The following is a 26,843-nucleotide window of genomic DNA, read 5'->3' on the forward strand; positions in this document are numbered from 1 at the left end:
TCGTTCGGCGCCAACGCTGGCGCCCGCTTGTTGTGGCCCCCCGCTGCAGCCTGCCGATCCCTGACGACAAAGGACGACCCATGAATCGCAAGAACGCGTTGTATCTGGCGCTGTTTTCCGCTGTTTCCGGCACCGCAGCGGCCGCGCTACCCACCGAGATGGATGCAGCGCCGGTGACCACCGCGCCGCAGGCGGCCAGGTTCGGTGCGGCTACATTGCAGTCGACAAGCTTGCGTGGCGGCATCCTGCCCACGCGCGTGGTGCAACTCGCCGCGCCCACCAGCACCGAAATCAGCCGTGTCCGTGAGCGCCGCATTGCGCAGGTCAAGCATGGGCAGCCATTGCAGATCGGTTTCTCGCGTTCCGTGGCGCAGCCGCTGGTGAACCTGTCCAAGCTCGATTGGCAGATGGCCGCCGATGGTTCGCGCGTGGCCAGCCTGAAAGTCAGCTCCGCACAGGCGGCATCGCTGCGTGCATCGCTGATCTTGCGTGGCGCAGGCGCAACACCTGGCGACCCGTCCAAGGTGACGCTGCGCTTTGCCGGCAACGATGGCCGCGTGTTCGAACAATCCGGCGCCGGCTTCGCCGCCAGCGGCAATGATATCGGTTGGTCGCCAACGGTGAGCGGCGAGGATCTGCTGGTCGAACTGTCGCTGCCAGCAGGCCTGTATCCGGAGAATTTCAGCCTCAGCATTCCGCAGCTGTCGCATCTGGACATCAGCCCCACCGCCAGCCCGCGCGACATGATGACCATTGCCATCGGCGAGAGCGATTCCTGCGAAAACGACGTCGTCTGCCGCGCCAATCCGACCAGCGGTTTCACCGACGCAACAAAAGCAGTGGCGCGCATGGTGTTCACCACCAGCCAGGGCTCGTTCCTGTGCACCGGCACGCTGCTCAACAACACCAATTCGCCCAAGCGCCATCTGTTCTGGACCGCGGCGCATTGCATCAGCACGCAGACGCTGGCCAACACGTTGCAGACGTACTGGTTCTACGATGCGGCCACCTGCAACGGCAATACGGTCAGCTCGCAGGCAACCACGTTGACGGGCGGTGCGTTCCTGCGCCATGCCAACACCACGCGCGACACCGCCTTGCTGGAGCTGAAGACCGCCCCGCCAAGCGGTGCGTTCTACGCTGCGTGGAATAGCGCGGCGATCGCTTCCACCGGCACTTCGATTGTCGGCATCCATCACCCAGCGGGCGACGTCAAGAAGTATTCGCTGGGAACGGTGAATGCGCTGAGCAGCTCCATCGAAGGCAGGAGCCCGCTCTATCGCGTAGCCTGGAGCGACGGTGTGACCGAAAGCGGCTCCTCCGGCTCCGGCCTGTTCACCGTCGCCAGCGGCGGCGCCTACCAGCTGCGCGGCGGCCTGTATGGCGGAACCTCGTTCTGCAGCGCGCAGACGGCTCCGGATTACTACTCGCGCTTCTCGGACGTGTATTCCAGCATTTCCACCTACTTCGGCCAGTAAGCGGCCAAGCCGCGTGGCAGGCGATGGTGCGCCTGCCACGCTTGATCGCGTTTCGCCCGGCATTGCGTTTGCCTGGCGAAGCGTTCTCGGCCCAGCGATCAATGCATGCGTCGATCCGTGCACTGCGAGCCGGCACAAGCACGCGAGCACGGCGGGTATTGCGGGTGCCGGGCCTGCCCGCTGAACGTTAGCCTCAGCCACGCCACTCGCGCACCGTGCAATCTGCCACCAAACACTTGCCTGCGCGGGCGATCCTCGTACATCCCTTGCGCTGCGTCCTGCGGTGCGGGTGCGACACTGCGCACGAGCGGGCGCACCACAAGCACGGCGTTCGCGTGCCGACGATGCAGCCACTGCCAGCGATGCGCAGCGCGATGATGCAGACTGCCGGGGTCTCCTTCACCCGCAGCTGTCCATGGTTCGCGCACGTACCGCACTGTTCGTCATCACCCTTGCTGCCATGGCGTTGCAGACCACCGCCCTGGCAGCCGGCAAGCCGGCCGATCGCGAGGACATCAAGGCCTACGCGCTGCAGCGCTGCCTGGACAACAACGACGCGCACAGCGGCACGTACGCGCGCGACCAGCTGCGCGACCGCTCGTATCTGCTGACGACCTATGCGATGGACAACGCCAAGGCCGGTGCCACCGACCGCCTGCATCGCGTTGTCGACGCCAGCACTTCAGGCTTCGACAAGAGCGAAGTCCCGATGAAGGACGAAGCGCGCCGCGGCCCGTTCAACCGCATCTTCGCCCAGTGCATGGCGTTCTATCGTTCGCGTGCGTTGAATCAATTCATCGCACGCGAGCGTTGAGCCTGTCGGCACCGGCAGCGCCCCAGCTGTAATGCGGTCGCGCCGCACCTGCCTAGCGCCGCCCAGACGTCGGCGCTAGGCAGGCACCGGGTTGCGCACTCCCCACACCTGCGCGCCCGCCTTGCAATAGCGCTCGATGAACGCCTGTTGCGATGGCATCTGCTGTACGGCGTGCTGGATCGGCTGGGCAATAGCGTCGAGCAGGCGGCGCAGGTCCTGGTCGGAGAACGCGCGCGTCAGCGGGTGATGCTGCTCGGGCGCAATGCCCTGCCCCATCAGCACATGGGTCCAGGAATCGACACGGAACAATTCATCCGCGCCCTGCCAGGCATGCGCGCGCTCGCGCCATGCACGCAGGCGCAGCGCGAGCGATTCGGGCAATTCCATCTCGCGGCACTGCTGCCATAGCGGTTCGTCGCGCTGGGTGGCGTGGTAATGCAAGGTGACGAAGTCGCGCACGTGCTCCATTTCAGCGCGGCTGATGTCGTTGAACAGTTGCACCTGCGACGGCGCGATGCCTGCGGCCGGAAACAGCGCCAACAAACGCACCACCGCAGAGATGGTGAGATGGATGCTGGTGGATTCCAGCGGCTCGATAAAGCCGCTGGACAGGCCGAGCGACACCACGTTCTTGTTCCATGCCTTGCGCCGGCGGCCGGTGCGGAATGGCACCATCCAGGGGTCTTTGATTGCAGGCGCTGCCACATCACGCAGCAGCTTGGCATGCGCCTCGTCATCGGACAGGTGCTTGCTCGAAAACACCAGGCCGTTACCGACCCGATGCTGCAACGGAATATGCCAACGCCAGCCGGCTTCATGCGCGATGGCGCGGGTATATGGCACCGGCGGGCCGACGGCTTCGGTCTGCACCGCCACTGCGCGGTCGCACGGCAACCAATGGCTCCAGTCTTCATAGCCGGTGCGCAGCGTCTGCTCGATCAGCAGGCCGCGAAAGCCGCTGCAATCGATGAACAAGTCTCCTTCGATCACCTGCCCGTCCTCGAGCACCAGGCTGGCGACATCGCCGCTATGCGGTTGCAAGGTCACCTGCTGAATCTTGCCTTCGACACGCTTGACGCCGTAGGCCTCGCTGCGTGCGCGCAGGAACCTGGCGTACAGCGCCGCATCCAGATGGTAGGCGTAATTGACTGCCGGCTCGCCGTGCAGCGCGAACCGGTCCACGCGCGAAGCCACGGTTTCCAGGCAATAATCGCCGAAGCTGCCTGGCATGCCGCGGCGCTGGCTTTCCAGCCACAGATGATGGAACGCGCACACCAGGGTGCTCTGCCCGGTGATGCCGAAGGGATGGATGTAACGCTCGCCCTTGCGGCGCCAGTGCTCGAACGAGATCGACAATTTGAAGGTGCCGGCCACCGCACGCAGGAATTCCTGCTCGTCGATCTGCAAAAATCGGTGGAAGGCGCGAATGGGCGGTACGGTGGATTCGCCCACGCCCACGGTGCCGATCTGCTCGGACTCGATCAGGGTGATGTCCAGCAGCGCGCGGAATTGATGCGAGAGCGCACAAGCAGCGATCCATCCGGCCGTTCCACCACCGGCGATCACCACCTTGCGAATCTGAGCCTGAGTCACTGCGCTTTCCTGTGGGATGGGGTGAGGGCGACGTTGCACATCAGCGATTCAACTTGCCGATCAGCATGGCGCGCAACTGGCGTGCCAGGAGCGGATCGATCGGGCCAAGCGCATGTCGCACCGACTCGGGCAGGTGTTCGCCGGCACGCTCGGCAGGGCCGAACACGTAGTAATCGAACAGCGCACGCCACGCCTGTTTCTCTGGGGCGGGGCGGTCGCGAATGGCCCACAGCGCGTGGTACAGCGCCGGCATTCCGGCAGGCAGGTGCGTCGGCGCCCTGCTCCACCAGTAATTGATCAGCACGTTGAACGGGTGCAGCGATTCGACGTGATGCCACCACATGCTGGGGATGAACACCGCATCGCCCGGCTCCAGCACCACGCTGCGCGCATGCGGCAAGGCATCGGCAAGGCGGGGAAAGCGCTGCAGATCCGGGCGAGCGAAATCGACCATGCTCACCACCTGTCCGCCCGGCGTCGGATCGAGTGGGCCCGGATAGAGATTGGCGACCTGCTCCGGCGGAAACAGCGTAAACTGCCGTTGCCCCACCGCGCAGCACGCAAGATTATCCAGCGCATCGTAGTGACACGAGGCGATCACGCGATTGCCGATCCAGATGCTGGGCTGCACGTGGCTGCCGTTGGCAGCGACATCCAGCGCGGTGTGCGCGCGCAACCCGGGCAGGTTGGCATCCACCGGCAACGAGGCGAGGTAATAGGTGGGCGGCTGCGCGTCGTCACGATGTGCCGCGATGGCATCCAGCAAGGTGCTCAGGCTACCGCGCTGCACCTCGAAGTTGAGCGCGCTGCAATCGTCGCGATAGAACGGGCGGCTGCCGATCTCCGGGCTGCCATAGGAATACTGCAAGGGGCGGCCGCTATCGTGCGCGCGCAATAGCGCCATGGCCTCGTCGGCGCTGCGCAGGCCGGCCTGCACCAGCGACCAGTTGCGCGCGACGCCGCGTAGCACCGCCGGCTCGGCAGCGTCGCAGAGTGCGGCCAGCGGCAATGCGTCGGGATCGCAGTCGCTGCGCTCGGCAATGGCGGCGCCTGCGGCGGCAGATAGATCGGTTGCGCCTGCGGCCATGGGTTTAGGCTTACGCGGCAACGGGGTCGCTGTGCGACTGCTGCAGGCGGCGCTGCTTCTGCGCCATCAGCCGGCGCACATTGTGCAGCGATGCCAACATCAGGAAGGCCCCTTCCAGATAGCCGGCCTGATGCAGCTGCTGTAACGCCTGTGCATCCAGCGCGGCCAGCCGCTCGCGGTCGATGGCGAACAACCCCTGCAACTGCGTGGCATGGCTGGCATCCAGTGCCACGTCCACGCGCACCGGCTGGATCAGGCCCAGCGCGTCGAAGGCAGCCGCCATCGCTTGCCCGGCGTCCACGCCCTCACGAATGCCGCGCAACACACCAATGATGTGCTCCAGATACGGGCTGTGTCCGCCTTGCGGCAGGAACACCGCCTCGCCCTCGCTGCGGCTGACGCGTGGATGCTCCAGGTCCACATGGATCACCGGCTCCTGCACCAGGGTGCCGTCAATGTGCCGCTCCTGGAAACCGATCAGAAACGGCCCCTTGGCCACAATGCCGGGCAGGTAGCTGGCATTCCAGCGCCCGTCCTGCAGAAACAGGTTTTCGTCCTGTGCAAAACCCAGCAGCGCCACCGACTGGTAACCGCTCCCAGCCGGATCCTGCCGGAAAAACAGCGGGTACTCGCGCTGCAGCTCGGCGTATTCGGTGACGAAGGCCGGCACCACGCCGACCGCATCGCCGAACTCGGCACCAAAGCGCAGGATCACGCGCAGGTCGTGGTGCGCCACGTTGTTGAGCACTGCGTATCGCGTCATCTAGAACTCCAGCAGCCGTCCATCGCGGAGGACTGCAGTCATGAAGAGATTCGGTCGCTCGCATTGCCCGCGTGCGCGTCGATGCTGAGCATTGCCAAAAACGCGTGCGCCGGCAAGCCGCAGGGCAGCAAATACGCTACGTCATTGCGAAAACAAGCACACGTCGCAGGCATGCGCACTGTGCGCGCGACTGCCCATGCACGGAGCGCAGCTGTGCGACGGCAATACACGGTTGCGTAGCGCGAGCGAGCCGGCGCAACAACCGGTTGCGGCCGCCATCGCACGAGGGCGGCCGCAGGTTTACAGCTTCAAACCGCGTCGGCCTAATGCCTCAGAACGCGTAACGCACGCCCAGCGTGTAACGCGGCTGCTGGTCGATCAGGCGGATGATCTGCTTCTCCGAGCGGCCATGCCAACGCACGTCTTCGCCGGTCAGGTTGATCGCCTCGAAACCCACCGACAGCTGCTTGTTGAAGGCGTAGCTGACGCTGAGGTCGAACTGCTGGTAAGGCTCGACGTAGTACGGGTTGCGGTTGGCATTGTCCTGGTTGGCAGCGATCAGGTATTCGTCCCGCCAGTTCCAGGCCAGGCGTGCGCTCCAGCCATATTTCTCGTACATCAGCATGACGTTGGCGGTGTCGCTCAGACCGAGCAACGCGAACTGATCGCGGTCGATGACGGTGTTGTCGAATGCCACATCGCCTTCCACGATGGTGTAGTTGGCGTAGATGCCGAATCCGGTGCTACCGAAGAAGTACTGCCCACCGAGCTCCCAGCCATGGATGTTGGCCTTGTTCTGGTTGATCGGCCGGGACACATCGAACTGATACAGGGGGTCGGAGGCGTTGCCGGCGATATCGTACGCATTCTCCAACGCCAGGCTCTGCGCCGAACTGCCGTTGTAGGCGCTCAGCCCGCCGGTAGCAGCGGCATTGCGCAACAGGGCCATTGCCGAGAACAGCGAGGTGTCGTTGGCCGAACATGCGCCCGCGACATCGTTTCCGGCCGCGCCCACCTGGGCGGCGCAGGCACCGCTTTGCAGGAATGCCAATGCGGCCTGGGCATCCGGCCCCGAGGTGGGATCGGTCAGTCCGTACAGCGACTCACGCGTGACGGTATTGCCGATGAAATTGCTCACGCGCTTGTTCCAGAATGTCGCTGACAGGTAGCTGGCGTCGGCGAAGTACCACTCCAGCGCCAGATCGAGGTTGTCCGATTCCAACGGATCGAGCGTGGGCGTCTGCGAGTCGCCACCGGCGCGGTTGGACGGATTGATCAGGATCGAGCCGTTGGGGGTGTTCGGGGTGGGCCCTGCGATGAGATTGTTATAGGGCGCGCGCGCAATGGTCTGACCGAAGGAGGCACGACCTTTCAGCGAATCGGTGAAATCGATGCTGAAGTCCATGTTGGGAAGGATGTAGTTGTAGCTGGTCTTCTCGCTGAAAGGCTGTTGGTCGGTGGAGCGGATCAACTGGAAATCGTTGTTGGAAAGCCACAGCACTGCGGTGGGCGTGGCCACCTGCGAGATGGACTCCACATCGGTGCGCTCGTAGCGCAGACCCAGGCGCGTATTGGTGGTCATCCCGGCGATGGCACCGGCCACTTCCAACTGCACGTAGGCCGCGCGGGTCTTTTCCTCCACCCGGTTGTTGGCGCTGTATTGCGGGTTGTAGCGTGTGGTCGCGCCGTATTGGCTTCCACCCCACAGGGCCAGCTGATCGGCATCGCCACGCCAGGCACTGGACGCCGCGCCGGTGGGATTGAAATCCTTGAACATGCCCGTGATGCTCACCGGTTGCAGCAGCGCGACCATGCCCGGCTCGTTACCCGCATTGGACACGCCCCAATCGCCCAGCGGCGAGTTGTTGTCGCTGACCAGGCGTTGCATGCTGGTGTTGGTCGAACTCACGCCGAACTGGAAGCGCCCGTCGTCGAAGTCGAACTTTCCGTCCAGACGCCCTTCCTTGGTTTCGGTCACCTGCTTCTGGTAGAAAATACGCAGCACCTGCGAGCCGAGCTCGGCAGGCGTGAACGCGGGATTGACCACGCCATTGGTGTTTGCCAGCGAATCGGCTGCGGTGGGATACCAGGTGCGTGCGCCGATCGGCAAGGAATTGTTGAAGGACAGTTCCTGTCCCCATTGGCCGCCGCAGGACGGCCCATTGGTGCAGTTGTTGGTGCCGGCGAAACTGAAATAGGTCGCGCTGCCGCCCGTGGTCGGGTCGTTGGGCAGGCTTTGCGTCTTCGAATTGTGCGCATCGAAGCTCAATTGGAAGCGGTCGTTCACTTGCCAATCCGCATTGAAGCCCAGCGAGCCGAGCGTGTACTTCTGCTCGTTGCGCTGTTGCTCCATGCCGAAGTCCTTGGCCCCGTTGGGCACGTCGCGCAGATAGACCGGCGTGGCCACGGCTTGGCCAGTATCGAAGGTCAGATCGGTGAAGCTGTTGGCGCGCTGCAGCCAGATGCCCTGCTCGCCGCGCTCTTCGCGGATTTCGTTGGCCGAATAGGTGTAATCCAGGGTCAGGGTCAGGCTGTCGGTGGGTGCGAACTGCATCACCGCTTGACCATTCATGCGTTCGCGCTGGAAATCGGCGAAGGCGTAACGCAGATCGTTGGGCATGCCGTACAACTGACCGATCGCCGGTGCATTGGTCACCACTGCGCCCGGGCGCAACGCCGGGTCGGTGCCGGTCCAACGCTGGATATTCCAGGTATTTTCGGTGGCCTGCACCGAACCGCCGTGGCGTTTCTGATAGCTGGCGCTCAAGCCGATCCCGAAGGTCTTGTCCGGGTTGGTGTAGCTGAAGATGCCCGACACTTCCGGGGTGAGCGAATCGCCGAATGGCTCGGAGCGGTCCGACACCATTTTGGCACCGGCATTGGCCACCACGCCCTCGTGATTGAACGGCTTGTCGGTCTGGATGTTGATCGTCGCGCCGATCCCGCCGCTGGGCGCAGTAGCGCGGCTGGTCTTGAACACCTCGATGCCGGTGATGGCTTCGGAAGCGAGCTGGGCGAAGTTGAACGCGCGCGTGCCGACATCCACACCGCCGATCGGCGTCTGGCCGGGCGCGCCGAACGCATCGGCGCCGGGAATCAGACGGCCATTGAGGGTGACGGTGTTGAACTGCGGACCGAAGCCGCGTGCGGTGACCTGCGCCCCTTCGCCGTCGCGGCGTTCGATCGAAATACCAGTGATGCGTTGCAGCGACTCGGCCAGATTGGTGTCTGGAAACTTGCCGATGTCTTCGGCGCTGATCGCATCCACCACGCCCGCGGCGTCGCGCCTGATGCCCATCGACTGATTCAAGCTGTTGCGGATACCGGTCACGTTGACGGCATCCAACGTGGTTGCGGAATCGCTGCTGGACTGCGGCGCCGGCGCAGGTGGCACAGCGACATCCTGCGCAAACGCGGGATTGATGACCAACAGGCCGCCAACGAAGGTGAACATGGCCTTCGACTTGAAGCTGTTCAACGTACGACGCATCGATGTGTCCTCGGGAGTGGAGTCCAACCGCCAACGGCCGATATCGCGGCATGCGACACGGCGGAATCATGGCCACCGCCCAACAGGCCGTGGCGACCGTTGCTGCAACTACTGGAGCCCCCAATCCAACGTCCAGGCGTGTGCATCGCACGCGCAGCCGGCGCTCGGGCTGGACATGCACTGTTGCATACCTCCCGCTTCGCCACACCACATGCACCACACGACAACCGCTCTGTACGTCGTTTCAGCTGCCCTTCGATCTATCCCCTAGCGCGCAGGCCACCGATCCCCCTTCGACCGTTGACCTGCGATGTGCATGCACGTCTACCACGCGCATCAACGGCAACGCGCTGCCCTTGCTGCGTGTGAGGCAGGCGCTTTGCACGGCGTGTCAGCCAGTGATAGCGCTAACATACCGCGCAGCCTAGTCAGGGCATAAAGGGCTTGTCACCGTGCGTTGCAACATAGTGATGGCGACGCACCGTTACAGCCGATACGGCAGTCGCTTGAGTCCGCATGCGCTTTTCAACGCTGGCGCGGCTGTAAGCGTTATCAACGGGCTTACGCAAAAACCGGCGAGCCGCAAGTTGAAAGTTGCATAATGAAACGCCCAGAACGCGTCTTGAGGTGGCGTTTGCGCAAATGCAGATCGACCGTTCCTGATGCGCGTCTTGAGTGCGATCGTCAAATGCAACGATGCACCCAACACAGCAACGGGGTGTGCCATGCGGTTGGACCTCGTCGCCGTGTCAGTGCAGCAGCACGCATCGCGCACGCGAAGACGGCGCAATCTTCGCAATCGATTGTGCCGGTTTGGCGCAACCTGCAAAACGAAGCAGCCGTCGTCGGGCGGATATCCACAGCGCGCGAGCCGGGGCGCAGGAGCACGTCCTACCGATGAGAGGCACGTGCTGCGCTCGCCTGGCGGTAGGCGCAGGCATGTTCTTTGCATTCTCCGTCGCCACTGCACGCGGCCGCCGACGCGACCGCGACCGCGACCGCGACCACGTCGGCGTGCCTGCGCTGTCGCAACGCTCAGCCAGTCACATCCACACGCGCATCACTGCGATCGGCATCCGGCAGCACATGGTCCGGATCCAGCGTCACATGCAGCACTTTCTGGGTGGTCGGCAGGGTGAGCGTGGGTGTGGTGGTCTGCAGCCAGCTTTCCACCGGCACGCGCCGATCCAGATGGTTGCCATCGGCCAGGTCCGCACGCAAGGTCACCGGCATCACCAGCTTCTGCCGGCTGCGCAGCGTGACTTGCACGCCTTTGGCCGGGTCGTGGTCGACGTAATGCGCTTCGGTGATGCCCATGTCCAGCTGCCAGTTGTTGAAATACCAGCCGCGCCACCACCAGGACAGGTCTTCGCCACTTTCGCTTTCCATCAGCCGGAAGAAATCCGATGGCGTGGGATGCTTGTAGGCCCAGGTCGCGATGTATTTGCGAAATGCAGGGTCGAAGCGCGCCGGCCCCAGAATCTGTTCGCGCAACAGCACCAGCCCCAATGCGCCCTTGAAATAGGTCAGCGAATGGCGATAGGTCTCGCTGGTGGAATCGGCGTTGTCCATCAGCGTGGGCGCCTGGGTATCGGCCAACAAAGGCAGGATTTCGTCGACCGGATTGCCGCCTTTGGGCGCGTATTCCGAATCGCGCTTGGGGGCGTATTCGCCCTTGTTGAATGCATCCGATGCATACACGTCGATGAAGGTGTTGAAGCCTTCATCCATGAATGCATGCCGACGCTCGTTGGAGCCGACGATCATCGGGAACCAGGTGTGGCCGATCTCGTGTGCGGTGATCCAGAACAAATCCTTGCCGCCGTCTTCGAAGCCGTCGAAGACGATGCCGGGATATTCCATGCCCGCGCCATAGCCGCCCAGGTTGACCGCTGCCGGCCACGGGTACGGATACCACTGCGAAAAATGCTCGATCGCGCCTTTGACGTATTCGGTGGAACGGTTCCACTTGTCTGCACCCACGCCTTCCACCGGGTACACCGACATCGCCAGCGCGTGCTTGCCGCCCGGCAAATTGATGCGCGCCGCATCCCAGACGAAGGCCGGCGATGCGGCAAATGCGACATCGCGGGTGTGGTCCATATGGAAGCGCCAGGTCTGCGTGCCCGTGCCCGCCGGCTTGGCTGCACGTGCAGTCACTTCGGCAGGCGTGCGGATCAGCAGCGTGCGGTCGCTGGCGCGGGCTTGTTCCAGGCGTTGCTGCTCGGTGCGGCTGAGCACGTCCTGCGGGTTGGTCAGTGCGCCGGAGCCGGCGACCAGAAAGCCCGTCGGCACGGTGACCGCATAGTCGAAATTGCCGTACTCCAGATAAAACTCCGATCCCAGGTAGGGTTGCGTGTCCCAGCCGCGCAGATCGTCGTACACCGCCATGCGCGGGTACCATTGCGCCATCTCGTAGATCTCGCCCTGCTTGCTGGCACTCACCGCAGTGCGACCGCCCCAGGTGCCGGGAATCGTGTAGCGGTAACGGATATGCACGGTGAGCGCCTTGCCCTGCCCGGCCAACGGCTGCGGCAGATCCACCCGCATGCGGGTGTCGTCGACGAGGAAGTGCGCCGGCTGTCGGCGCCCGCCCTGATCGATCTCGACGCTGGCGATCTGCATGCCATCGGTGAACTCCTTGCGCTTGAGCGGCCGGCTGGCGGCAGCGCGCGCATCGGCGCGGTAGATGTTCTGGTCCAGCTGCAGCCACAGCACGTCCAGCGTGTCTGGGCTGTGGTTGGTGTAGGTGATGGCGGCCTCGCCGCTGAGCGTGTGCGTTGCCGGATCGATGCTGACGCTGAGGTCGTAATCGGCGCGGTTCTGCCAGAACGCCGGACCGGGCACGCCGCCGCCACTGCGATAGGCAGTCGGGGCGTCGGGCAATTGCAGGGGCGCGAACAAGCCCAGCGGATCGAACCCGGCTGATGGTGCCGCGGGGGCGGGGGCGGCCACTGCGGAGGCACAGGCACAGGCAAGCGAGACGGCAACGGTGAGTGCACGGCGCATGGTGGGGAACATGGCAGGTCCTGCAACGGGGGAATGTCCATGCTACGGCCAATTGCAGCGGCGTCCATGCCACCCGTGGTCAAACCGGCCGCGTGGCCGCCTGACGCCAGGGTTATGCATGCAATGTCTTGCCTGCCTGGCAAGCGATGCACCGCATCTCGCATCCATCCAACAGTGAACCGTCGCAACGCATGCGCATGGCCGCGCGGTGTGCCTTCGCCCCCGACGACATGCTAGACGCCGGCGCTCTTCGTGGCGAAGGCCGAAATGCTATCTATGCCGGCTACCCACTGAGAACTCGCTGATGAGCAAGAAAGAGACGAAGAGCAAACCGACCAAGGCCGCGGCCTCCTCGGCCACGTCCTTGCGCCTTTACGGCTGGAAACCCGATCTGCCCGACCACCGCGACCATTCCTATGCCATGCCGCGTCCGCGGGCGGCGCTGCCACGGCATATCGATCTGCGGGCGACCTGCTCTGCAGTCGAGGACCAGGGGCAGCTTGGTAGTTGCACCGCTAATGCATTGGTCGGCGCGCTCGAGTTCCTTGAACGCAAGGACGGCCTGAAGGCGACGGATCTGAGCCGGTTGTTCGTCTATTACAACGAGCGGGAGCTCGATGGGACCGTCACGCAGGATGCCGGCAGCCAGCTACGCACCGGCATCAAGACCCTGGCTCACCAAGGCGTGTGCGCCGAAGCACTGTGGCCCTACGACATCACCCAATTCGCCAAGCGGCCACCGCCCAAGGCCTACACTCAGGCCGAGCACCACCGCATCACCGACTACATGCGCCTGAACACACTCGGCGATATGCAGTCGTGCCTGGCCGACGGCTATCCGTTCGTGTTCGGCTTCAGTGTCTACGAATCGTTCGAATCGAAAGAGGTTGCCAAGACCGGTGTCGTGAACCGCCCCGGCTCGCACGAGCAGATGCTTGGCGGCCACGCGGTGTTGGCCGTGGGCTACGACGATGCGTCGCAACGGTTGATCGTACGTAATTCCTGGGGCACCGCGTGGGGGCAGAAGGGCTACTTCACCATTCCCTATTCGTATGTGACCGACCGCAATCTCGCCGACGATCTGTGGACCATCCGCCGCGGCGCCGGTCTATAGCGCGCCGGCTGCAACACGCCGACGCACCCATGCAGTAGGTAATCGCCACAGAGCGCGGGAGGTGCATCGGGCTGCGCAGGCACCCGATCACCTCCCGCCTCCACCGCCGCACTGAAATCGACCGCTGTCCACCCAGGGCGGCAGTTACCGATTGCGCCACCGTGCCGTTTGAGAGTCGCCACCCGGCGCCGACCGAGAGCCGCAGCGGCGCGCGTGATGGCCACCGATCCTTGGCCACTGACCGAGAACGCCCGGTCCAGTGCTGTCACGCGATGCGCAGCATGCTGTCCGCCGCGCGCCACGCACGCGGCCGGCACACCCACCATCGACGCGCCCACGCCGGTTTGCACAGTGCAGCCATCGACGCGGGCATCACCCAACGCACGCGGCCACGTTGCCGCCATCAGCCCTGGGCACGCGCGCTCAATCGCAGGGCGCCGTCGCCGTCGTCGGCCAATCGATCGTCCGGATTGCTCAATCGGCAACGCCGCAGCGACAGACAACCGCAGCCGATGCAATCGGTGAGCTGGTCGCGCAAGGCCTGCAGTTCGTTGATGCGTGCGTCCAGTTGCCCGCGCCAGCGCGCCGACATGCGCGCCCACTCCGCGCGGGTGGGCGTACGTTGCTCCGGCAATACAGCGAAGGCATCGAGCACCTGCTGCAGCGGCACACCCAACCGCTGCGCCACGCGAATCACCGCAATCCGTCGCAGCACATCGCGCGCATAGCGGCGCTGGTTGCCGGCGGTGCGCAGGCTCCTGATCAAACCTTTGCGCTCGTAGAAGTGCAGCGCCGACACCGCCACGCCACCGCGCTTGGCCACTTCGCCCACGGACAACTCACGCTGCATTGCCTTGACCTCAACTTAGGTTGAGGCAGGATGCTGCGCTTCCACGACCGGTGCAAGCACCTGTGTCATGGCTTTCCACACTCCTGTTCCTGGATATTCGATGCCCGCCGAACCACCGACCCCTGTCGCAACGCTGCCCACCGAAAGGCAGCCCACCTCCATCCTGGCCGCACCTTACCGCGCGGCGACGCTGGGCATGGTGGCGCTGGTGTCGCTCAACGCCTTCGAGTCGCTGGCGGTTGCCGCCGCGATGCCGACGGTGGCACGCGAATTGAACGGGCTGCCGCTGTATGCATTGGCATTCGGCGGCACCCTGGCCACCAGCGTGGTCGGCATGACCGCAGCCGGGCGCTGGAGCGACCGCCGCGGCCCTGGCGCTGCGTTGGCTACCGGCTTGCTGTGCTTTGTGGTCGGCCTGCTGGTCGCAGGCCTGGCACCGAGCATGCCGCTGTTGATCGCCGGGCGCTTGCTGCAGGGTCTGGGTGCCGGTGCATATTCGGTGGCGTTGTACGTCATTGTCGGGCGGCTGTACTCGGAGGTTTTGCGCCCACGGGTCTTTGCCGCGTTTTCGGCCGGTTGGGTGGTGCCTTCGTTGATCGGGCCGGGGATCAGCGGTTTGATCGTGCAACACGTGGGCTGGCGCTGGGTATTCCTGTCGGTGCCGCTGCTGGCAATTCCGGCCGGCGTGATGCTATGGCCGGTGCTGCGTGGGCGGACCTGGGCAGGCGAGATTGCAGACGTGCCGACTGCATCGCTGGGCTGGTCCGTCGGAGCGGCGTTGGGTGTGCTTGGCGTGTATCTGGGCGGGCAGCTAGACGGCATGCGGGTGCCGGCCGCGATGCTGCCGGCCTTGTTGCTCACCGCATATTGCGCATGGCATCTGCTGCCGGCCGGCACGTTGCGGCTTGCGTGCGGACTGCCCAGCGTGATCGCACTGCGTGGCATCGCTGCCGCCGCATTCTTCGGTTTTGAGGCCTTTTTGCCGCTGCTGCTGTCGCGCGAACGCGGGCTTTCGCCGCTGCTGGCCGGTGTGACACTGAGCGTGGGGGCGTTAGGCTGGTTCAGTGGGTCGTGGTACCAGGGCCACAGCCGCGCCGGCTGGTCGCGCCCTCGCCTGCTCAAGACTGGCGCGCTGCTGATGCTGCTGGGTATCGCGATCAGCGCAGGTGCGGTGCGGCCGGCGATTCCGGTGCCGTTGGCCATCGCCGGCTGGGCGCTGACCGGCCTGGGCATGGGTCTGCTGTATCCCAGTCTGTCGGTGGTGATGCTGTCGCTGTCGCCACCGGCGCAGCAAGGCGCCAACAGTTCCGCCTTGCAATTGAGCGAAGCCATTGCAGTGGCGGCCATGCTGGCGCTCGCAGGCGCCGTGTTCGCTGCGCTGCTGACATCGGCAACGAGCGCTGCGTACCTGAGCGTGTTCGGGTTGGCGTGGTTGCTGGCGGTGGCAAGTTCTTTTGTAGCGCGACGAATTTAGTGGCTGCTGCGACAAGCGCGGGCATCGAAGCGATGCAGGACGGGAGTTGCTGACCCAGCTTGGTCGATCGATTGCAGCGCGCGAATGGCGTGCGTGGCTTAGGTGGTCGGAACGACTGACGTGATCTTCAGGCGCACTACATGACAGCGACATCGCTCGACGCCGGCCTGAGTATCGCAGCGATGTGCGTGCCGAACACGTTGCCAATCCTGCCGGGATCGCATTGACCACGGACGAAAAAAGTCTTTCGCGAGCGGCTGGTCATTTTCTCACCACCCATCTTGACAGCGTTGCAGGCCAGGGCCTGCGCACACTTGCCCACAGCCTTGTGCAACTTCCAACCACAGGGGTGTGGAAAAGATGCGTCGCCTTGCAGACGCCTAAGCCCTTGCGCGCTGCTGACGACTGTGCAAAGCCCGATAGACAGCGCCACCATCGCGGCGCTGTGCCTGCCGGCAACACGCTGGAATCATCCCCACAGACGTCGCCAGGTGTGAGCCAAAAAACGCTTGGACCCCACGCGCAACACCGCCACTTCGCAATGGCGATGCACCCTTGGCCAGTCGTCAATGGGTAATGACGTGCGGCACGAAGCGTGAGGTGTCGCGGGTGATCGGGCCATCGTCGTCGCGCATCCCCAATCCGGCGGGACGGTCAGCGACAACCCAACTCCCCACCAGCGCATGGCGTCCGTCGAACACCGGCAGCGGGTGATGCGCCTGCAGGATCGCCGGGCCATCCATATACGGGCCATCGGTGTGTGCGGCCTCGCCTTGCGCCGTGACCAGCGCGATGTTGGCGCCCTCGCGCGACAGCAAGGGCTTGCGCACCCAACCTGCGGTCGGCGCCTCAGCAGCTTGCGCAAAGCGCGCAGGCAGCAGGTTCGGGTGGCCCTGATGGCGGTCCCACAACAGCGGCAGGATGCCCTTGTTGCTCAACACCGATTTCCATGCCGGCTCGATCAGACGCACGCGGTCGGCGATCAATGCCGGCCCGAAGCGTTCTTCCATCATGAATTCCAGCGGATACAGCTTGAACAGCGTGTGGATCACTCGATCCTGCTCGTCGGTGAACCAGCCTTCCGCGCTCAGGCCGATGTCTTCGATGGCGACTTCCTCAGTGCTGATGCCAACCTGATGCGCGCAATCGCGCAGGTAACGCACGGTGGCGCGATCTTCCAGCGAGTCGCGCACCGCCGCAAAATGCATCTGCGCGCCGATCGCGCCCTCCACAGCCAGCGCGCCCAAGGTTTCGCACAGCAGGTCCTGGATCAGGTTGTACTGATCGGCGCCCTTGGGCAGCGCGCCGCTGGCGATCTGCTGTTCCAGCCACAACCACTGGAAGTACGCCGACTCGTACAGCGAGGTCGGCGTGTCGTAATTGAGCTCGTACAACTTGGCAGGACCGTCGCCCGAATACGCCAGGTCCATGCGGCCATACAGATGCGGGTCGCGCTCCTTCCAGGAATTGGCGATCCAGTCCCAGTAGAACGGCGGAATGGCCAACTGGGTCATCAAGGCTTCCGAGCCCACCACCTCGTCCACCAACTGCATCGCCATGTCGTGCAGGTCTTGGGTGGGTGCTTCGATGTCGTCTTCGATCTGCTGCAGCGAAAACGCGTAGTAGGCGCTCTCGTCCCAGTACGGCTCGCCGTCGATGGTGTGAAAGTGGAAACCCAGCGATTCGGCCTGCGCGCGCCAGTCCGGGCGTTCGGGGATGAGGATGCGTTGCATGTCAGCCGCCGAAGCCCGAACTGCGGCCGCCGCTGCCGAACGAACTGCGCGCCGCCGCACTGGAGCCAAAGCCCGAACGCGATACGGTGATGGCGCGCGTGGGCATGTCGATGCTGCCGCTGCGCCCGCGCACCGTGCCGATGCGGCTGCTGGCCAGATCGCCGTTGGGCTTGTAATAACCGCCGCTGCGGTAATCGCGATACAGCGGGATCGAGCCACCGTAACGATAGCCGCCACCGCTCATGCTGCCCAATGCGTAGCCGAGCAAGAACCCGCCCATCGGCGGAATCCAGCTCTGCTGGCCTTGCGGATTGGTGACCGCCGTGCAACTGCCGAACTGCGCATCGCACTCGTAACGCGTGGTGAAGCGCGGCGCGGCCTGCTGGTGCTTGGCCACCGCTTCGTCGTAGGCCTTGAGGCATTGCTGGATGTCGGTCTGTTCTTTCTTGATCTGGTAACAGTCCGAGGCCGACTGCAGCACCACACCGGTCTCCGGCTCGGAGCCGCAGGCAGTGACGAAGACGGCCGGCAGCGCGGCCATCAAGGTGAGTTTGAGATTGCGTGATCGCTTCATGCCTGCGCTCCGTTACGGCGTGATCGCGGCGGCGTTGATAAGCCCGACGGCGATCGACACGCCGGCCGAAAAGATACCGGCGGCGGCGATGTTGTCGGTGATCTGCCGCGAGATGCGCCCGGCCACCAGATTGGCCAGCAGGTACGCCACCACCTGGATGCCGCAGGCCACCAGGCCCCAGATCAGGGCGTCGACCAAGCTCACCGAATGGGTGATGGCCGAATGCAGCGGCAACGCCACGCCGATCAGGTTACCAGCCAGCGCGGTGGCCGCGGCCACATTGCCCTGCCGCAACAAGGTGAAATCCTTGTGCGGGGTGACCAGGGTCACCAGCACCACCGAGACGATCAACACACCCAGGCCGATACCGAAATAGGAAAGAAACGCGAGAAAACTCTGCAGATTGATCGGATTCATGACGGAACCAAGGTAAGTGGAAGACGAGCGCGCATGCTCAGGTGATATCCAGATCGGCAACGGTGACATCGATGCCGACTGCATAGGTGACGCAGAATTCGTTGGGGCCGGAATCCTCAGCGGTCACCAGCAAAAATTCTTCGCGCTGCAACTCGGGCACATCGCGGCTGTAGAGCATGGCGTAATGGGTCAGATCGCCATCGCGGCGCGGCGGCTGATACCGGTACAACACTTCGTCGTAGGCGATCGGCGGAATCCGCGACGCGTCATCGGTGGATTGCGTGGCGCGCTGCCACTGCTTGCCCGCGTACTCGATCTGCGCCGCACCCAGATGCGGATGCTGCATCACGAACTCCTGAAACGCCTGTTTGCTGGGCGGGTTTACCGTCTCGCAATAGACGAAGGCCTTCATCGCTTCCAGATCGCCGCCCACGGTGGTGACCTGCAAAACCGCATCGTCGTCCAGATAGAAGCGATGCAGCGCGTAGCCATCGCCCAGGTTGACGTGGCCGTAGCAGGGGATGCCCTGATTGCCGCCCGGCAACTCGGCAACCATGGCATCCGGCGCCATGCGGTACAGCGTGGTATCGATGGCGACCTGACCACCCACGCGCAGGCCCAGCGGCAGTGCGTGCCCGATGGCGCCGGTGCCGGAAGTGGGCAACGGTGGCGGTTGCGGTTGGCCGAACAACTTACTGAAAAAACTCATCGTCATGCACCTTGTGGCGATGGGGAAATGGAGGCCGCCTCGCTGCGCAAGGCCTGCCACGCAATGGCGTGTGCCGGCACGCGCTGTTCGGCCAGTAATACAGCATGGCACCGCCGGCGACAGCGGTACGTGCTGGCGGATTCAAGCGCAGTGCGCCATCGGGCGCGCGCAGGCCCAGCAACAATGCGCCGCGTTGGCCGAAATCGGCAGCGAGCCGGCTGTAATCCACGCAAACGCGTCCAGGCCGACGAGCGTGTGCTCGCCGGCCAGCCACAGCAACACCCAGCTCAGACCCGTGTGGGCCAGCAACGCCAGCGCCACCATGCTCCAACTGACGCGGCGCACAGGGCGACGCAAGACCCGGAACAGCTTTCCAACAAGGATCATGGCGCGTCCTGTGCCGTGGCGTTGCGGCTCAGCTGTCGCTGCGCGGAACCTGCTGCACGTCGCGCACCTGGCCGATCAGCGGCGCGGTGCCGCTGGTGCTCTCGTGACCCAGCTGCGCGGCCGGCTTCTTGAAGCGTGCCAGCACCGCAGCGGCGTTGGATTCGCCTTCCATCAGGCCGGCCGCAGCCAGACGCCGATTGAGATCGCCATCGCCGCTGGACGATTCGAGTTCTTCGGCCGATTCGATGCGCGCGGAGGTTTCGGCCTGGCGCGCCTTGATGCGCTCCAGCGATTCCAGCGCCGAGCCCATCTTGCTGCTGGCCCCGGAATGGCGCGCGGCAATCGCGGCCTGCGCCTTCTGCACCGCGTCGGTCGCCTTGACGGTGTCGATCTGCTGACGCATGCCGCGCAGCTGGTTTTCGGTCTTCTGGATGGTGGCCTTGAGCGTCACCACCGACTGGTCCAGCGCGGTCTTGGACGCCTTATCGCCGGCGTCTTCGCTTTCCAGCGCGGCCAGCTTGACCGCGACATCGTGCGCCAACGCCTCGTCGTTCTTGGCCAGCGCGCCTTCGATGTAGCGCGTGTATTCGGCCATCTTGTCGGCGCGCGCGTCGATCTTCTGCTGGGCGAGTTTGCTTTGCGCCATCAGCTTGGTGAGCTCTTCGCGCGAGCGCGTGAGCTGGGCGCCGGCATCGCGCATTTCTTGGTCCAGGATGCGCAGCGCATTGGCGTCGACCGCTTTCTGGCCGGTTTCGTGTGCGGTACCACGCAGCAGCGTGATCAGCTTGGAGAAAATACTCATGACAACACGCCTTTAGGAAAAGAACGGCTTGAGAGATTCGGCGGCTTCCAACGTATTGGCCGCCAGGGTCTGGATTTCTTCATCGATCTGGTCGAGCGTCGACGATGCCGACAGTTCGCCGAAGACCACGTAGCGGTCCTGCCCGTCGACCTGGACCAGGCCCAGGTTGGACAACGGGTTGAGCGGATTCAGGCGCAGGCAGGCGTCGTTGAAGGCGGCGCGGTCGTTGACGTGCTCGGCGTGAGCCAGCAGCGTGGACACGAACACCTGCGAGCCGGAGGCGGCGACCTGGATCTGCATGTCGCCATGGTCGGCCAGGGTGAGGTTGATGGCCGGCTCCAGCCCGTCGATCAGTTCGACCTCGATCGGCTGGCCGCGGTAGCGCTCGGCCAGCAGGCCGTGCAATTCGACAGTGGTGTACTGCGTCATACGATGTCCTGTCCTTTGGTCATGCGGCGGTGGTGATGCAAGAGGTCTGCAACGACCGGACATACTACAGACTGCCCGTGACCGGCAGAAAGGGCCGGACGTCGGCGCGCCAGGCCAACGGCAGCCGAGGCAAACCGCCCGTTCAGCTGGCTCCAGGCCACATGCCGGGCTGACGACTCACGGATACAGCATGCGCTTGCTCCAGTGGCTGGCCGCGTCGGCGTCATAGCGCCAGCGCTCGTGCAGGCGGAACTTGGCGCCGTACCAGAACTCGAACGCCTGCGGCACCACCCGGAACCCGCCCCAGCCGTCCGGGCGCGGCACCTCGCGCCCTTCGAAGGTCGCCTCGACCTTGGCAATGGCCGCGTCGAACTCTTCGCGCGAGCCCAGTGTCTGCGACTGCAGCGAGGCCCACGCACCGATCTGGCTCATGCGCGGGCGCGAGGCGAAGTACGCATCGGATTCGTCCGCGCTCACCAGCTGCACGCCGCCTTCGATGCGCACCTGGATGCCGGCCTCGCGCAGGCTGCGCCACAGGAACAGCAGCGCCGCCTGCGGGTGGGTCTGCAGGTCGCGGCCCTTTGCGCTGTCCAGATGGGTGTAGAACACGAACCCGCGTGCATCGAAGGCCTTGAGCAACACGATGCGCGCGCTGGGCCGGCCATCGACGTTGGCGGTGGCCACGGTCATCGCGCTGGCTTCGGGTTCGGCGCTGTTTTGCGCCTCGGCATACAGCGCGGCGAAGGTGGCAAGAGCTTCTGCGTACAGATCGGTCATGACGGTGCGTGGCAGCCAGATGGACGCCTATTGTGGGCGCATCGCCCGCGCTTCGCCTATGTACCGCGATCGAATCGCCACGCCGGAGCCTGATGCATGTGGCGCACGCCAGGAATGCGCCGACGCCATCGGCCCGGCCCGATGGCGCGAATGCTACGATCCGTGCGCATGAACCCCGCACCCAATCTCGTGATGGTCGGCCCGATGGGCGCCGGAAAGAGCTGCATCGGCCGTCGTCTGGCCGAGCGCTTCGGGCTGGAGTTCGTCGATGTGGACCAGGCCATCGTCGAACAGGTGGGCAGCAGCATCCCGGCGATCTTCGAGCAGCATGGCGAAGCCAGGTTTCGGCAGCATGAGGCGGAGGCCTTGCAGGCGTTGCTGGAACAGGACAACAAGCTGATTTCCACCGGTGGCGGTGCGGTGCTGGATCCGCATAACCGCCAGCGCATCTGCGCGCGCGGGTTCGTGGTGTATCTGCACGTCAGCGTGCCGGCGCAATTGACGCGGCTGGCGCGCGACCGTAATCGCCCGCTGCTGCAACGCCCCGATCGCGAGCAGGTGCTGCATACGATGGCTGCGCAGCGCACGCCGCTGTACCAGGAGGTCGCCGACCTCAGCCTGGAAACCGATCATCTTTCCCCCGCCGAAGCCACCGCACAGCTGGTGCTGCGCCTGGCCGCGCAATGGCGCATGTAGAGTACTCCCGCATGACACTTCCCCGTTCCTCGCGCAGCGTCGATGTCGACGGCGCGCAGCCATACACCATCAGCATCGCGCCCGGCCTGCTGGCCGACGGCGCGCGCCTGGCCAGCCACGTGCGCGGCCGCCACGCGCTGCTGCTCAGCGACTCGCAGGTGGCCCCGCATTACGCGGCCGGCGTCCGCGCTGCGCTGTTGGCCGCGCGGCCGGACCTGCAGGTTGGCGAGTTGGTCATCGCCGCCGGCGAGGCCTCCAAGACCTTGGACAGCTTCGGCGCTGCGATCGCCGCGCTGGCCGAACTGGGCGCCACCCGCGATGCCTGCGTGTTCGCGCTCGGCGGCGGCGTGGTCGGCGACCTGGCCGGCTTTGCGGCGGCGTGCTGGATGCGCGGGGTGGACTGCGTGCAGCTACCCACCAGTCTGCTGGCGATGGTGGATTCGTCGGTCGGCGGCAAGACCGCGGTAGACATCCCGCAGGGCAAGAACCTGGTCGGCGCGTTCCATCCGCCACGCGCGGTGATTGCCGACACCGACACCCTGCGCACCCTGCCCGCGCGCGAACTGCGCGCCGGCCTGGCCGAGGTGATCAAGTATGGCGCCATCCGCGACCCGCTGTTCTTCCAGTGGCTGCACGCCGAGCGCCGCGCACTGCTGGACAGCGACCCCGCCGCACTGGCGCAGGCCATCGCCCGCAGCTGCGAGCACAAGGCCGAGATCGTGGCGCGCGACCCGCTGGAAAAAGGCGAGCGCGCCCTGCTCAACCTGGGCCACACCTTCGGCCATGCGATCGAAACCGAACAGGGCTACGGCGCACCCGGCAACGACAACCTCAACCATGGCGAAGCGGTCGCGGTGGGCATGGTGCTGGCGGCGCGTCTGTCTGCCGCGCAGGGCATGAGCGATGCGCAGGACACCGAGGCCCTGCGCGCCCTGCTGCACGACTTCGACCTGCCCACCGAGATCCCGCCAGGCCTGACCCCGGAGGCCCTGCTCGCACGCATGCGCCTGGACAAGAAGAACATCGCCGGTCGCCTGCGCCTGGTGTTGTGGCGCGGCATCGGCAAGGCCGAGGTCGTGCCAGACGTGGAAGAAGCCGCGGTGCTGAAGATCCTGGCGAGCTGAGGCGCCGGCGACTGCGGCATACGGCATGTGGTGCCAATTGCGTGGGTATGACAGGTGGTCCATCGGCTGCCATTCGTTGGGTAGAACGCTGGACCGCCTGCTGCCGTCTGCCGATTCGCATCATGGCTGAATGCCGCTGCGCAGCTTCTGATGCGCAGCGACGTTCGCTTCACATCGACCAAGCGCTTTCGACCACACTCGAAAAAGTGCCCCAGCCGCGATCCGACATCCTGAAACGCACTGCCGTGCGTTGCGCCATCGCCCAGACGCATCTGCGTCCCAGCCCAATCCCAACCCCCGATCCCAACGTCCGCTCCCCCGCCCCACCAGCCTTCAGCAGTGCCCGGCTACAATCGACTGCATGCGCATCCTTCTACAACACGATCCCGGCGGTAACGCGCCGCTCCGCTACGTCCAGCTGACCCTGCAACCGGATCTGTTCGGCGGCTGGGAATTGCTGCGCGAAACCGGCGAGATCGGTGGGCGCACGCAACTGCGACGCGACCAGTACCTGCTGCAGGACGAGGCCGAGCGGGCCTTCGAAAAGGCCCGCGACACCCAGCTCAAACGCGGCTTCCAACTCATCACCGGCGGCGCCGACGCGCCGCTTTGAGGACACCTCTTCCCATGCTCAAGAACGATCGCCTGCTGCGCGCCCTCAACCGCGAGCCCGTGGACCGCACCCCTGTGTGGTTGATGCGCCAGGCAGGCCGCTATCTGCCGGAATACCGCGCCACGCGTGCGCGCGCCGGCAGCTTCCTGGGCATGGCCAAGAACCCGGACATCGCCTGCGAAGTGACCCTGCAGCCGCTGCAGCGTTTCCCGCTGGATGCGGCGATCCTGTTCTCCGACATCCTCACCATTCCCGATGCGATGGGTCTGGAGCTGTATTTCGTCGAGGGCGAAGGTCCCAAGTTCCGCCACCCGGTGCGTGATGCCGCCGCCATCCATCGTCTGGGCGTGCCGGACATGGAAACCGAGCTGCGCTACGTGATGGATGCCGTGCGGGTGATCCGCCGCGAACTCGATGGTTCCGTGCCGTTGATCGGTTTCTCCGGCAGCCCATGGACGCTGGCCTGCTACATGATCGAAGGCAGCGGCAGCAAGGAATACGCGCGCATCAAGGCGATGGCCTTCAGCGCGCCGGAGCTGCTGCATCACCTGCTCAACACGGTCACCGACGCGGTGATCGCCTACCTGGCCGCCCAACGCGCTGCAGGCGCGCAGGCGCTGCAGGTGTTCGATACCTGGGGCGGCGTGCTCTCGCCGGCGATGTACCGCGAATTCTCGCTGCCCTACCTGACCCGCATCGCGCGCGAGCTGGAACGTGGCATCGGGGCCGAGCGCACCCCGCTGGTGTTGTTCGGCAAGGGCAACGGCGCCTATGTGGCCGATCTGGCCGCCAGCGGCGCCGAAGCGGTGGGCGTGGACTGGACCATCTCGCTGGCCGACGCTGCGCAGCGCGCCGGCGGCCGCGTCGCCCTGCAGGGCAACCTGGACCCGGCCACCCTGTACGGCTCGCCCGAGGCGATCCGCACCGAGGTCGGCAAGACCCTGGACAGCTACGCGCAAGGCAATGGCGGCTCGCGCGAAGGCCACGTCTTCAACCTCGGCCACGGCATGTCGCCGGATATGAATCCGGAGCATGTGGGGGTGCTGGTGGACGCGGTGCAGAACTTGAGCAAGCGGTAATCGCGACACCGAGCAGCGCCACGGCGCGCACTGGCACCGGCACGTCCCGGTGGATGCCGTGGCGCTGCGTCGCGCACTGAGCAACCGAGTCGACTCACTGGATCTGCCATGGTGGCTCTGCATCCAGGCACGCCGTTGTCAGACGCCGCGCCATGAAACGCGTCGCGCGGTCGACGCCCGTGTCCAAGCCGCGCGTGCGATAACGCGACCTCGCTGAGCGTGCAGCACAGGCCTGCGCTTGCATCACGGCGCCAGCCCCACCGCGGGCATGCCCGCTGGGTGCACACACCGTTCCGCACCGTGCACAGCGGGGAGGCGATAATGTCGCGTCCCCTCGACCAAGCCCCATGTCTCAGCCCGTCCCCATCTTGCGCGCCTACGACGCAATCAAGCCGCTGCTGTGGCTGGTGTCGCTGGCCATCTTCATGCAGATGCTGGATGCGACCATCGTCAATACGGCGTTGCCGTCGATGGCGCGCAGCCTGCGCGAAAGTCCGCTGCAGATGCAATCGGTGGTCTTCAGTTATGCGCTGGCGGTGGCGATGTTCATCCCGGCCTCGGGCTGGATTGCAGACCGCTTCGGCACGCGGCGGACCTTTCTTGCCGCGATCATCGTGTTCACCTCGGGTTCGCTGCTATGCGCAGCCGCGCAGCAGCTGCCGCAGCTGGTGGCCGCACGCGTGGTGCAAGGCATCGGTGGCGCGATGCTGCTGCCGGTCGGGCGGCTGGCGGTGCTCAAGACGGTGGCACGCGCAGACTTCCTGCGCGCGATGAGCTTTATCGCCATTCCCGCACTGATCGGCCCGCTCATCGGCCCGACCTTGGGCGGCTGGTTGGTCGAAGTCGCCTCGTGGCACTGGGTGTTCTTGATCAATCTGCCGATCGGGGTGATCGGATTTATTGCCGCGCTGAAAATCATGCCCGACCACTATGGCGATGCGCGCAAGCGCTTTGATTTGGTCGGCTATCTGATGCTGGCGTTCGGCATGGTGGCATTGTCGCTGGCCCTGGATGGCATCTCCGAGCTCGGCCTGCGCCATGCGTTTGTGATGTTGCTGGCGATCGGCGGACTTGCCGCACTGGCCGGCTACTGGCTGCATGCGGGCAACACCGCCAACGCGCTGTTTCCGCTGGCGCTGTTCAAGGTGGCGAGCTACCGCATCGGCATTCTGGGCAATCTGTTCGCACGCGTGGGCAGCGGGTCGATGCCGTTTCTGATCCCGCTATTGCTGCAGGTGGGCCTGGACATGAGCCCGATGAATGCCGGGCTGATGATGGTGCCGGTGGCGCTGGCCGGCATGGCCTCCAAACGCGCGGCGGTCAAGCTGGTGGGACGCTTCGGCTATCGGCGCGTCCTGATGCTCAACACCGTGTTGGTAGGCATGGCCATGGCCAGCTTCGCGTTGAGCGATATCGGCCAGCCGCTGTGGTTGCGGTTAGTGCAACTGGCCTGCTTCGGCGCGGTGAACGCACTGCAATTTACCGTCATGAACACCGTGACCCTGCGCGACCTGGACCACGAGCAAGCCAGCCCCGGCAACAGCCTGCTGTCGATGGTGATGATGCTGTCCACCGGTTTCGGCGCCGCGGCCGCGGGCAGTTTGCTGGCCGCGTTCAACACGCATCTGGGCGATACGCATGGTGCCACCGCAGCATTGCATGCCACCTTCCTGTGTGTGGGCGGTATCACCCTGTCATCGACGTTGATCTTCTGGCAGCTGGCCGAAACGCGACCGCATCCGAAGGAAGTGGAAGCGGTTGCCGAGTAACACGACCTCGCGTGCGCCGGGCAGCTAAATCCCATCACGCGGGCGTGCATGTCGCAACGCTT

The 26,843-nt window shown here is 65.0% G+C and carries 23 protein-coding genes and 1 pseudogene; 9 read left to right on the plus strand and 15 right to left on the minus strand.

Features of this window, described 5'->3' with window-relative positions; all coding sequences use genetic code 11:
* The first annotated feature begins 80 nt into the window (after window positions 1-80).
* Entirely contained in the window at window positions 81-1,478 is a 1,398-nt protein-coding gene (locus tag XBLMG947_RS18570; protein ID WP_065470056.1) for a trypsin-like serine peptidase, read from the plus strand.
* Window positions 1,479-1,893: 415 nt separating this feature from the next.
* On the plus strand, window positions 1,894-2,292 hold the full coding sequence (locus tag XBLMG947_RS18575) for a hypothetical protein (RefSeq protein WP_065470057.1): 399 nt from the start codon (window positions 1,894-1,896) through the stop codon (window positions 2,290-2,292).
* 75 nt (window positions 2,293-2,367) lie between these two features.
* On the opposite strand, the gene XBLMG947_RS18580 is transcribed toward XBLMG947_RS18575, so the two are convergent.
* The 5 genes from XBLMG947_RS18580 to XBLMG947_RS18600 form a co-directional block, all read right to left on the minus strand.
* Window positions 2,368-3,885 (minus strand): tryptophan halogenase family protein, encoded by a 1,518-nt coding sequence (locus XBLMG947_RS18580; RefSeq protein WP_065470058.1) that lies wholly within the window; start codon window positions 3,883-3,885, stop codon window positions 2,368-2,370.
* 40 nt (window positions 3,886-3,925) lie between these two features.
* Window positions 3,926-4,972 (minus strand): cupin-like domain-containing protein, encoded by a 1,047-nt coding sequence (locus tag XBLMG947_RS18585; RefSeq protein WP_065470059.1) that lies wholly within the window; start codon window positions 4,970-4,972, stop codon window positions 3,926-3,928.
* 10 nt (window positions 4,973-4,982) lie between these two features.
* Window positions 4,983-5,735, minus strand: coding sequence for a SapC family protein (locus XBLMG947_RS18590; protein WP_065470060.1), 753 nt, complete (start codon window positions 5,733-5,735; stop codon window positions 4,983-4,985).
* 331 nt (window positions 5,736-6,066) lie between these two features.
* Window positions 6,067-9,225 carry a TonB-dependent receptor gene (locus XBLMG947_RS18595; protein WP_065470061.1) on the minus strand — a complete coding sequence of 1,053 codons (3,159 nt, stop codon included), beginning with the start codon at window positions 9,223-9,225 and terminating at the stop codon, window positions 6,067-6,069.
* A 1,035-nt stretch (window positions 9,226-10,260) separates the two neighbouring features.
* Window positions 10,261-12,246 (minus strand): M1 family metallopeptidase, encoded by a 1,986-nt coding sequence (locus XBLMG947_RS18600; RefSeq protein WP_065470062.1) that lies wholly within the window; start codon window positions 12,244-12,246, stop codon window positions 10,261-10,263.
* A gap of 292 nt (window positions 12,247-12,538) precedes the next feature.
* Between XBLMG947_RS18600 and XBLMG947_RS18605 the strand changes: the two genes are divergently transcribed.
* Window positions 12,539-13,348, plus strand: coding sequence for a C1 family peptidase (locus tag XBLMG947_RS18605; protein WP_065470064.1), 810 nt, complete (start codon window positions 12,539-12,541; stop codon window positions 13,346-13,348).
* Window positions 13,349-13,751: 403 nt separating this feature from the next.
* On the opposite strand, the gene soxR is transcribed toward XBLMG947_RS18605, so the two are convergent.
* Window positions 13,752-14,198: a redox-sensitive transcriptional activator SoxR gene (gene soxR, locus XBLMG947_RS18610; protein WP_065470065.1), complete on the minus strand. Its 447-nt coding sequence runs from the start codon at window positions 14,196-14,198 to the stop codon at window positions 13,752-13,754.
* Window positions 14,199-14,298: 100 nt separating this feature from the next.
* Between soxR and XBLMG947_RS18615 the strand changes: the two genes are divergently transcribed.
* Entirely contained in the window at window positions 14,299-15,672 is a 1,374-nt protein-coding gene (locus tag XBLMG947_RS18615; protein WP_065470067.1) for an MFS transporter, read from the plus strand.
* 566 nt (window positions 15,673-16,238) lie between these two features.
* Here the strand turns inward: XBLMG947_RS18615 and XBLMG947_RS18625 are convergent.
* From XBLMG947_RS18625 to pdxH, 9 genes and pseudogenes are all read right to left on the minus strand, one after another.
* Window positions 16,239-17,405: a glutathionylspermidine synthase family protein gene (locus XBLMG947_RS18625; protein WP_065470068.1), complete on the minus strand. Its 1,167-nt coding sequence runs from the start codon at window positions 17,403-17,405 to the stop codon at window positions 16,239-16,241.
* Between the two features lies 1 nt (window position 17,406).
* On the minus strand, window positions 17,407-17,979 hold the full coding sequence (locus tag XBLMG947_RS18630; protein ID WP_065470070.1) for a DUF1190 domain-containing protein: 573 nt from the start codon (window positions 17,977-17,979) through the stop codon (window positions 17,407-17,409).
* A gap of 12 nt (window positions 17,980-17,991) precedes the next feature.
* A complete protein-coding gene (locus tag XBLMG947_RS18635; protein ID WP_065470071.1) occupies window positions 17,992-18,396 on the minus strand; it encodes a DUF350 domain-containing protein in 405 nt (134 codons plus the stop codon).
* Window positions 18,397-18,433: 37 nt separating this feature from the next.
* The gene (locus tag XBLMG947_RS18640) at window positions 18,434-19,111 is read right to left on the minus strand and encodes a YjfK family protein (protein ID WP_065470072.1); all 678 of its coding nucleotides are present in this window, start codon (window positions 19,109-19,111) and stop codon (window positions 18,434-18,436) included.
* Window positions 19,108-19,334, minus strand: a pseudogene (locus XBLMG947_RS21980) (potassium channel protein); the annotation flags it as partial. The gene XBLMG947_RS18640 and the pseudogene XBLMG947_RS21980, both read right to left, overlap by 4 nt.
* Window positions 19,247-19,492: a hypothetical protein gene (locus XBLMG947_RS23285; RefSeq protein WP_167352049.1), complete on the minus strand. Its 246-nt coding sequence runs from the start codon at window positions 19,490-19,492 to the stop codon at window positions 19,247-19,249. The gene XBLMG947_RS23285 and the pseudogene XBLMG947_RS21980, both read right to left, overlap by 88 nt.
* Window positions 19,493-19,520: 28 nt before the next feature.
* Complete coding sequence (locus XBLMG947_RS18650) at window positions 19,521-20,294, minus strand: PspA/IM30 family protein (RefSeq protein WP_065470074.1); 774 nt, start codon at window positions 20,292-20,294, stop codon at window positions 19,521-19,523.
* A gap of 12 nt (window positions 20,295-20,306) precedes the next feature.
* Window positions 20,307-20,723, minus strand: a complete 417-nt coding sequence (locus XBLMG947_RS18655) for a YjfI family protein (protein WP_065470075.1) — start codon at window positions 20,721-20,723, stop codon at window positions 20,307-20,309.
* Between the two features lie 177 nt (window positions 20,724-20,900).
* Window positions 20,901-21,500, minus strand: coding sequence for a pyridoxamine 5'-phosphate oxidase (gene pdxH / locus XBLMG947_RS18660; RefSeq protein WP_065470076.1), 600 nt, complete (start codon window positions 21,498-21,500; stop codon window positions 20,901-20,903).
* Window positions 21,501-21,668: 168 nt separating this feature from the next.
* Between pdxH and XBLMG947_RS18665 the strand changes: the two genes are divergently transcribed.
* From XBLMG947_RS18665 to mdtD, 5 genes are all read left to right on the plus strand, one after another.
* On the plus strand, window positions 21,669-22,196 hold the full coding sequence (locus tag XBLMG947_RS18665) for a shikimate kinase (RefSeq protein ID WP_065470077.1): 528 nt from the start codon (window positions 21,669-21,671) through the stop codon (window positions 22,194-22,196).
* Window positions 22,197-22,207: 11 nt separating this feature from the next.
* The gene (gene aroB, locus XBLMG947_RS18670) at window positions 22,208-23,320 is read left to right on the plus strand and encodes a 3-dehydroquinate synthase (protein ID WP_065470078.1); all 1,113 of its coding nucleotides are present in this window, start codon (window positions 22,208-22,210) and stop codon (window positions 23,318-23,320) included.
* A gap of 361 nt (window positions 23,321-23,681) precedes the next feature.
* Window positions 23,682-23,933, plus strand: a complete 252-nt coding sequence (locus XBLMG947_RS18675) for a WGR domain-containing protein (RefSeq protein WP_065470079.1) — start codon at window positions 23,682-23,684, stop codon at window positions 23,931-23,933.
* Between the two features lie 14 nt (window positions 23,934-23,947).
* A complete protein-coding gene (gene hemE, locus XBLMG947_RS18680; protein ID WP_065470080.1) occupies window positions 23,948-25,012 on the plus strand; it encodes a uroporphyrinogen decarboxylase in 1,065 nt (354 codons plus the stop codon).
* A 347-nt stretch (window positions 25,013-25,359) separates the two neighbouring features.
* Window positions 25,360-26,781 (plus strand): multidrug transporter subunit MdtD, encoded by a 1,422-nt coding sequence (gene mdtD / locus XBLMG947_RS18685; RefSeq protein WP_065470081.1) that lies wholly within the window; start codon window positions 25,360-25,362, stop codon window positions 26,779-26,781.
* Window positions 26,782-26,843 lie beyond the last annotated feature (62 nt).

It is taken from the genome of Xanthomonas bromi, from assembly GCF_900092025.1.
Classification (GTDB): Bacteria; Pseudomonadota; Gammaproteobacteria; order Xanthomonadales; family Xanthomonadaceae; genus Xanthomonas; species Xanthomonas bromi.

What these genes read in the sequence shown, in the direction of transcription:
- XBLMG947_RS18600 (WP_065470062.1), bottom strand. Translation starts at nt 12,246, where the DNA reads ATGTTCCCCACCATGCGCCGTGCACTCACCGTTGCCGTCTCGCTTGCC.
- mdtD (WP_065470081.1), top strand. Translation starts at nt 25,360, where the DNA reads ATGTCTCAGCCCGTCCCCATCTTGCGCGCCTACGACGCAATCAAGCCG.
- XBLMG947_RS18575 (WP_065470057.1), top strand. Translation starts at nt 1,894, where the DNA reads ATGGTTCGCGCACGTACCGCACTGTTCGTCATCACCCTTGCTGCCATG.
- XBLMG947_RS18665 (WP_065470077.1), top strand. Translation starts at nt 21,669, where the DNA reads ATGAACCCCGCACCCAATCTCGTGATGGTCGGCCCGATGGGCGCCGGA.
- XBLMG947_RS18585 (WP_065470059.1), bottom strand. Translation starts at nt 4,972, where the DNA reads ATGGCCGCAGGCGCAACCGATCTATCTGCCGCCGCAGGCGCCGCCATT.
- XBLMG947_RS18615 (WP_065470067.1), top strand. Translation starts at nt 14,299, where the DNA reads ATGCCCGCCGAACCACCGACCCCTGTCGCAACGCTGCCCACCGAAAGG.
- XBLMG947_RS18655 (WP_065470075.1), bottom strand. Translation starts at nt 20,723, where the DNA reads ATGACGCAGTACACCACTGTCGAATTGCACGGCCTGCTGGCCGAGCGC.
- XBLMG947_RS18570 (WP_065470056.1), top strand. Translation starts at nt 81, where the DNA reads ATGAATCGCAAGAACGCGTTGTATCTGGCGCTGTTTTCCGCTGTTTCC.
- XBLMG947_RS18625 (WP_065470068.1), bottom strand. Translation starts at nt 17,405, where the DNA reads ATGCAACGCATCCTCATCCCCGAACGCCCGGACTGGCGCGCGCAGGCC.
- XBLMG947_RS18605 (WP_065470064.1), top strand. Translation starts at nt 12,539, where the DNA reads ATGAGCAAGAAAGAGACGAAGAGCAAACCGACCAAGGCCGCGGCCTCC.
- hemE (WP_065470080.1), top strand. Translation starts at nt 23,948, where the DNA reads ATGCTCAAGAACGATCGCCTGCTGCGCGCCCTCAACCGCGAGCCCGTG.
- XBLMG947_RS23285 (WP_167352049.1), bottom strand. Translation starts at nt 19,492, where the DNA reads ATGATCCTTGTTGGAAAGCTGTTCCGGGTCTTGCGTCGCCCTGTGCGC.
- aroB (WP_065470078.1), top strand. Translation starts at nt 22,208, where the DNA reads ATGACACTTCCCCGTTCCTCGCGCAGCGTCGATGTCGACGGCGCGCAG.
- XBLMG947_RS18640 (WP_065470072.1), bottom strand. Translation starts at nt 19,111, where the DNA reads ATGACGATGAGTTTTTTCAGTAAGTTGTTCGGCCAACCGCAACCGCCA.
- XBLMG947_RS18635 (WP_065470071.1), bottom strand. Translation starts at nt 18,396, where the DNA reads ATGAATCCGATCAATCTGCAGAGTTTTCTCGCGTTTCTTTCCTATTTC.
- pdxH (WP_065470076.1), bottom strand. Translation starts at nt 21,500, where the DNA reads ATGACCGATCTGTACGCAGAAGCTCTTGCCACCTTCGCCGCGCTGTAT.
- XBLMG947_RS18595 (WP_065470061.1), bottom strand. Translation starts at nt 9,225, where the DNA reads ATGCGTCGTACGTTGAACAGCTTCAAGTCGAAGGCCATGTTCACCTTC.
- XBLMG947_RS18590 (WP_065470060.1), bottom strand. Translation starts at nt 5,735, where the DNA reads ATGACGCGATACGCAGTGCTCAACAACGTGGCGCACCACGACCTGCGC.
- XBLMG947_RS18650 (WP_065470074.1), bottom strand. Translation starts at nt 20,294, where the DNA reads ATGAGTATTTTCTCCAAGCTGATCACGCTGCTGCGTGGTACCGCACAC.
- XBLMG947_RS18630 (WP_065470070.1), bottom strand. Translation starts at nt 17,979, where the DNA reads ATGAAGCGATCACGCAATCTCAAACTCACCTTGATGGCCGCGCTGCCG.
- XBLMG947_RS18675 (WP_065470079.1), top strand. Translation starts at nt 23,682, where the DNA reads ATGCGCATCCTTCTACAACACGATCCCGGCGGTAACGCGCCGCTCCGC.
- soxR (WP_065470065.1), bottom strand. Translation starts at nt 14,198, where the DNA reads ATGCAGCGTGAGTTGTCCGTGGGCGAAGTGGCCAAGCGCGGTGGCGTG.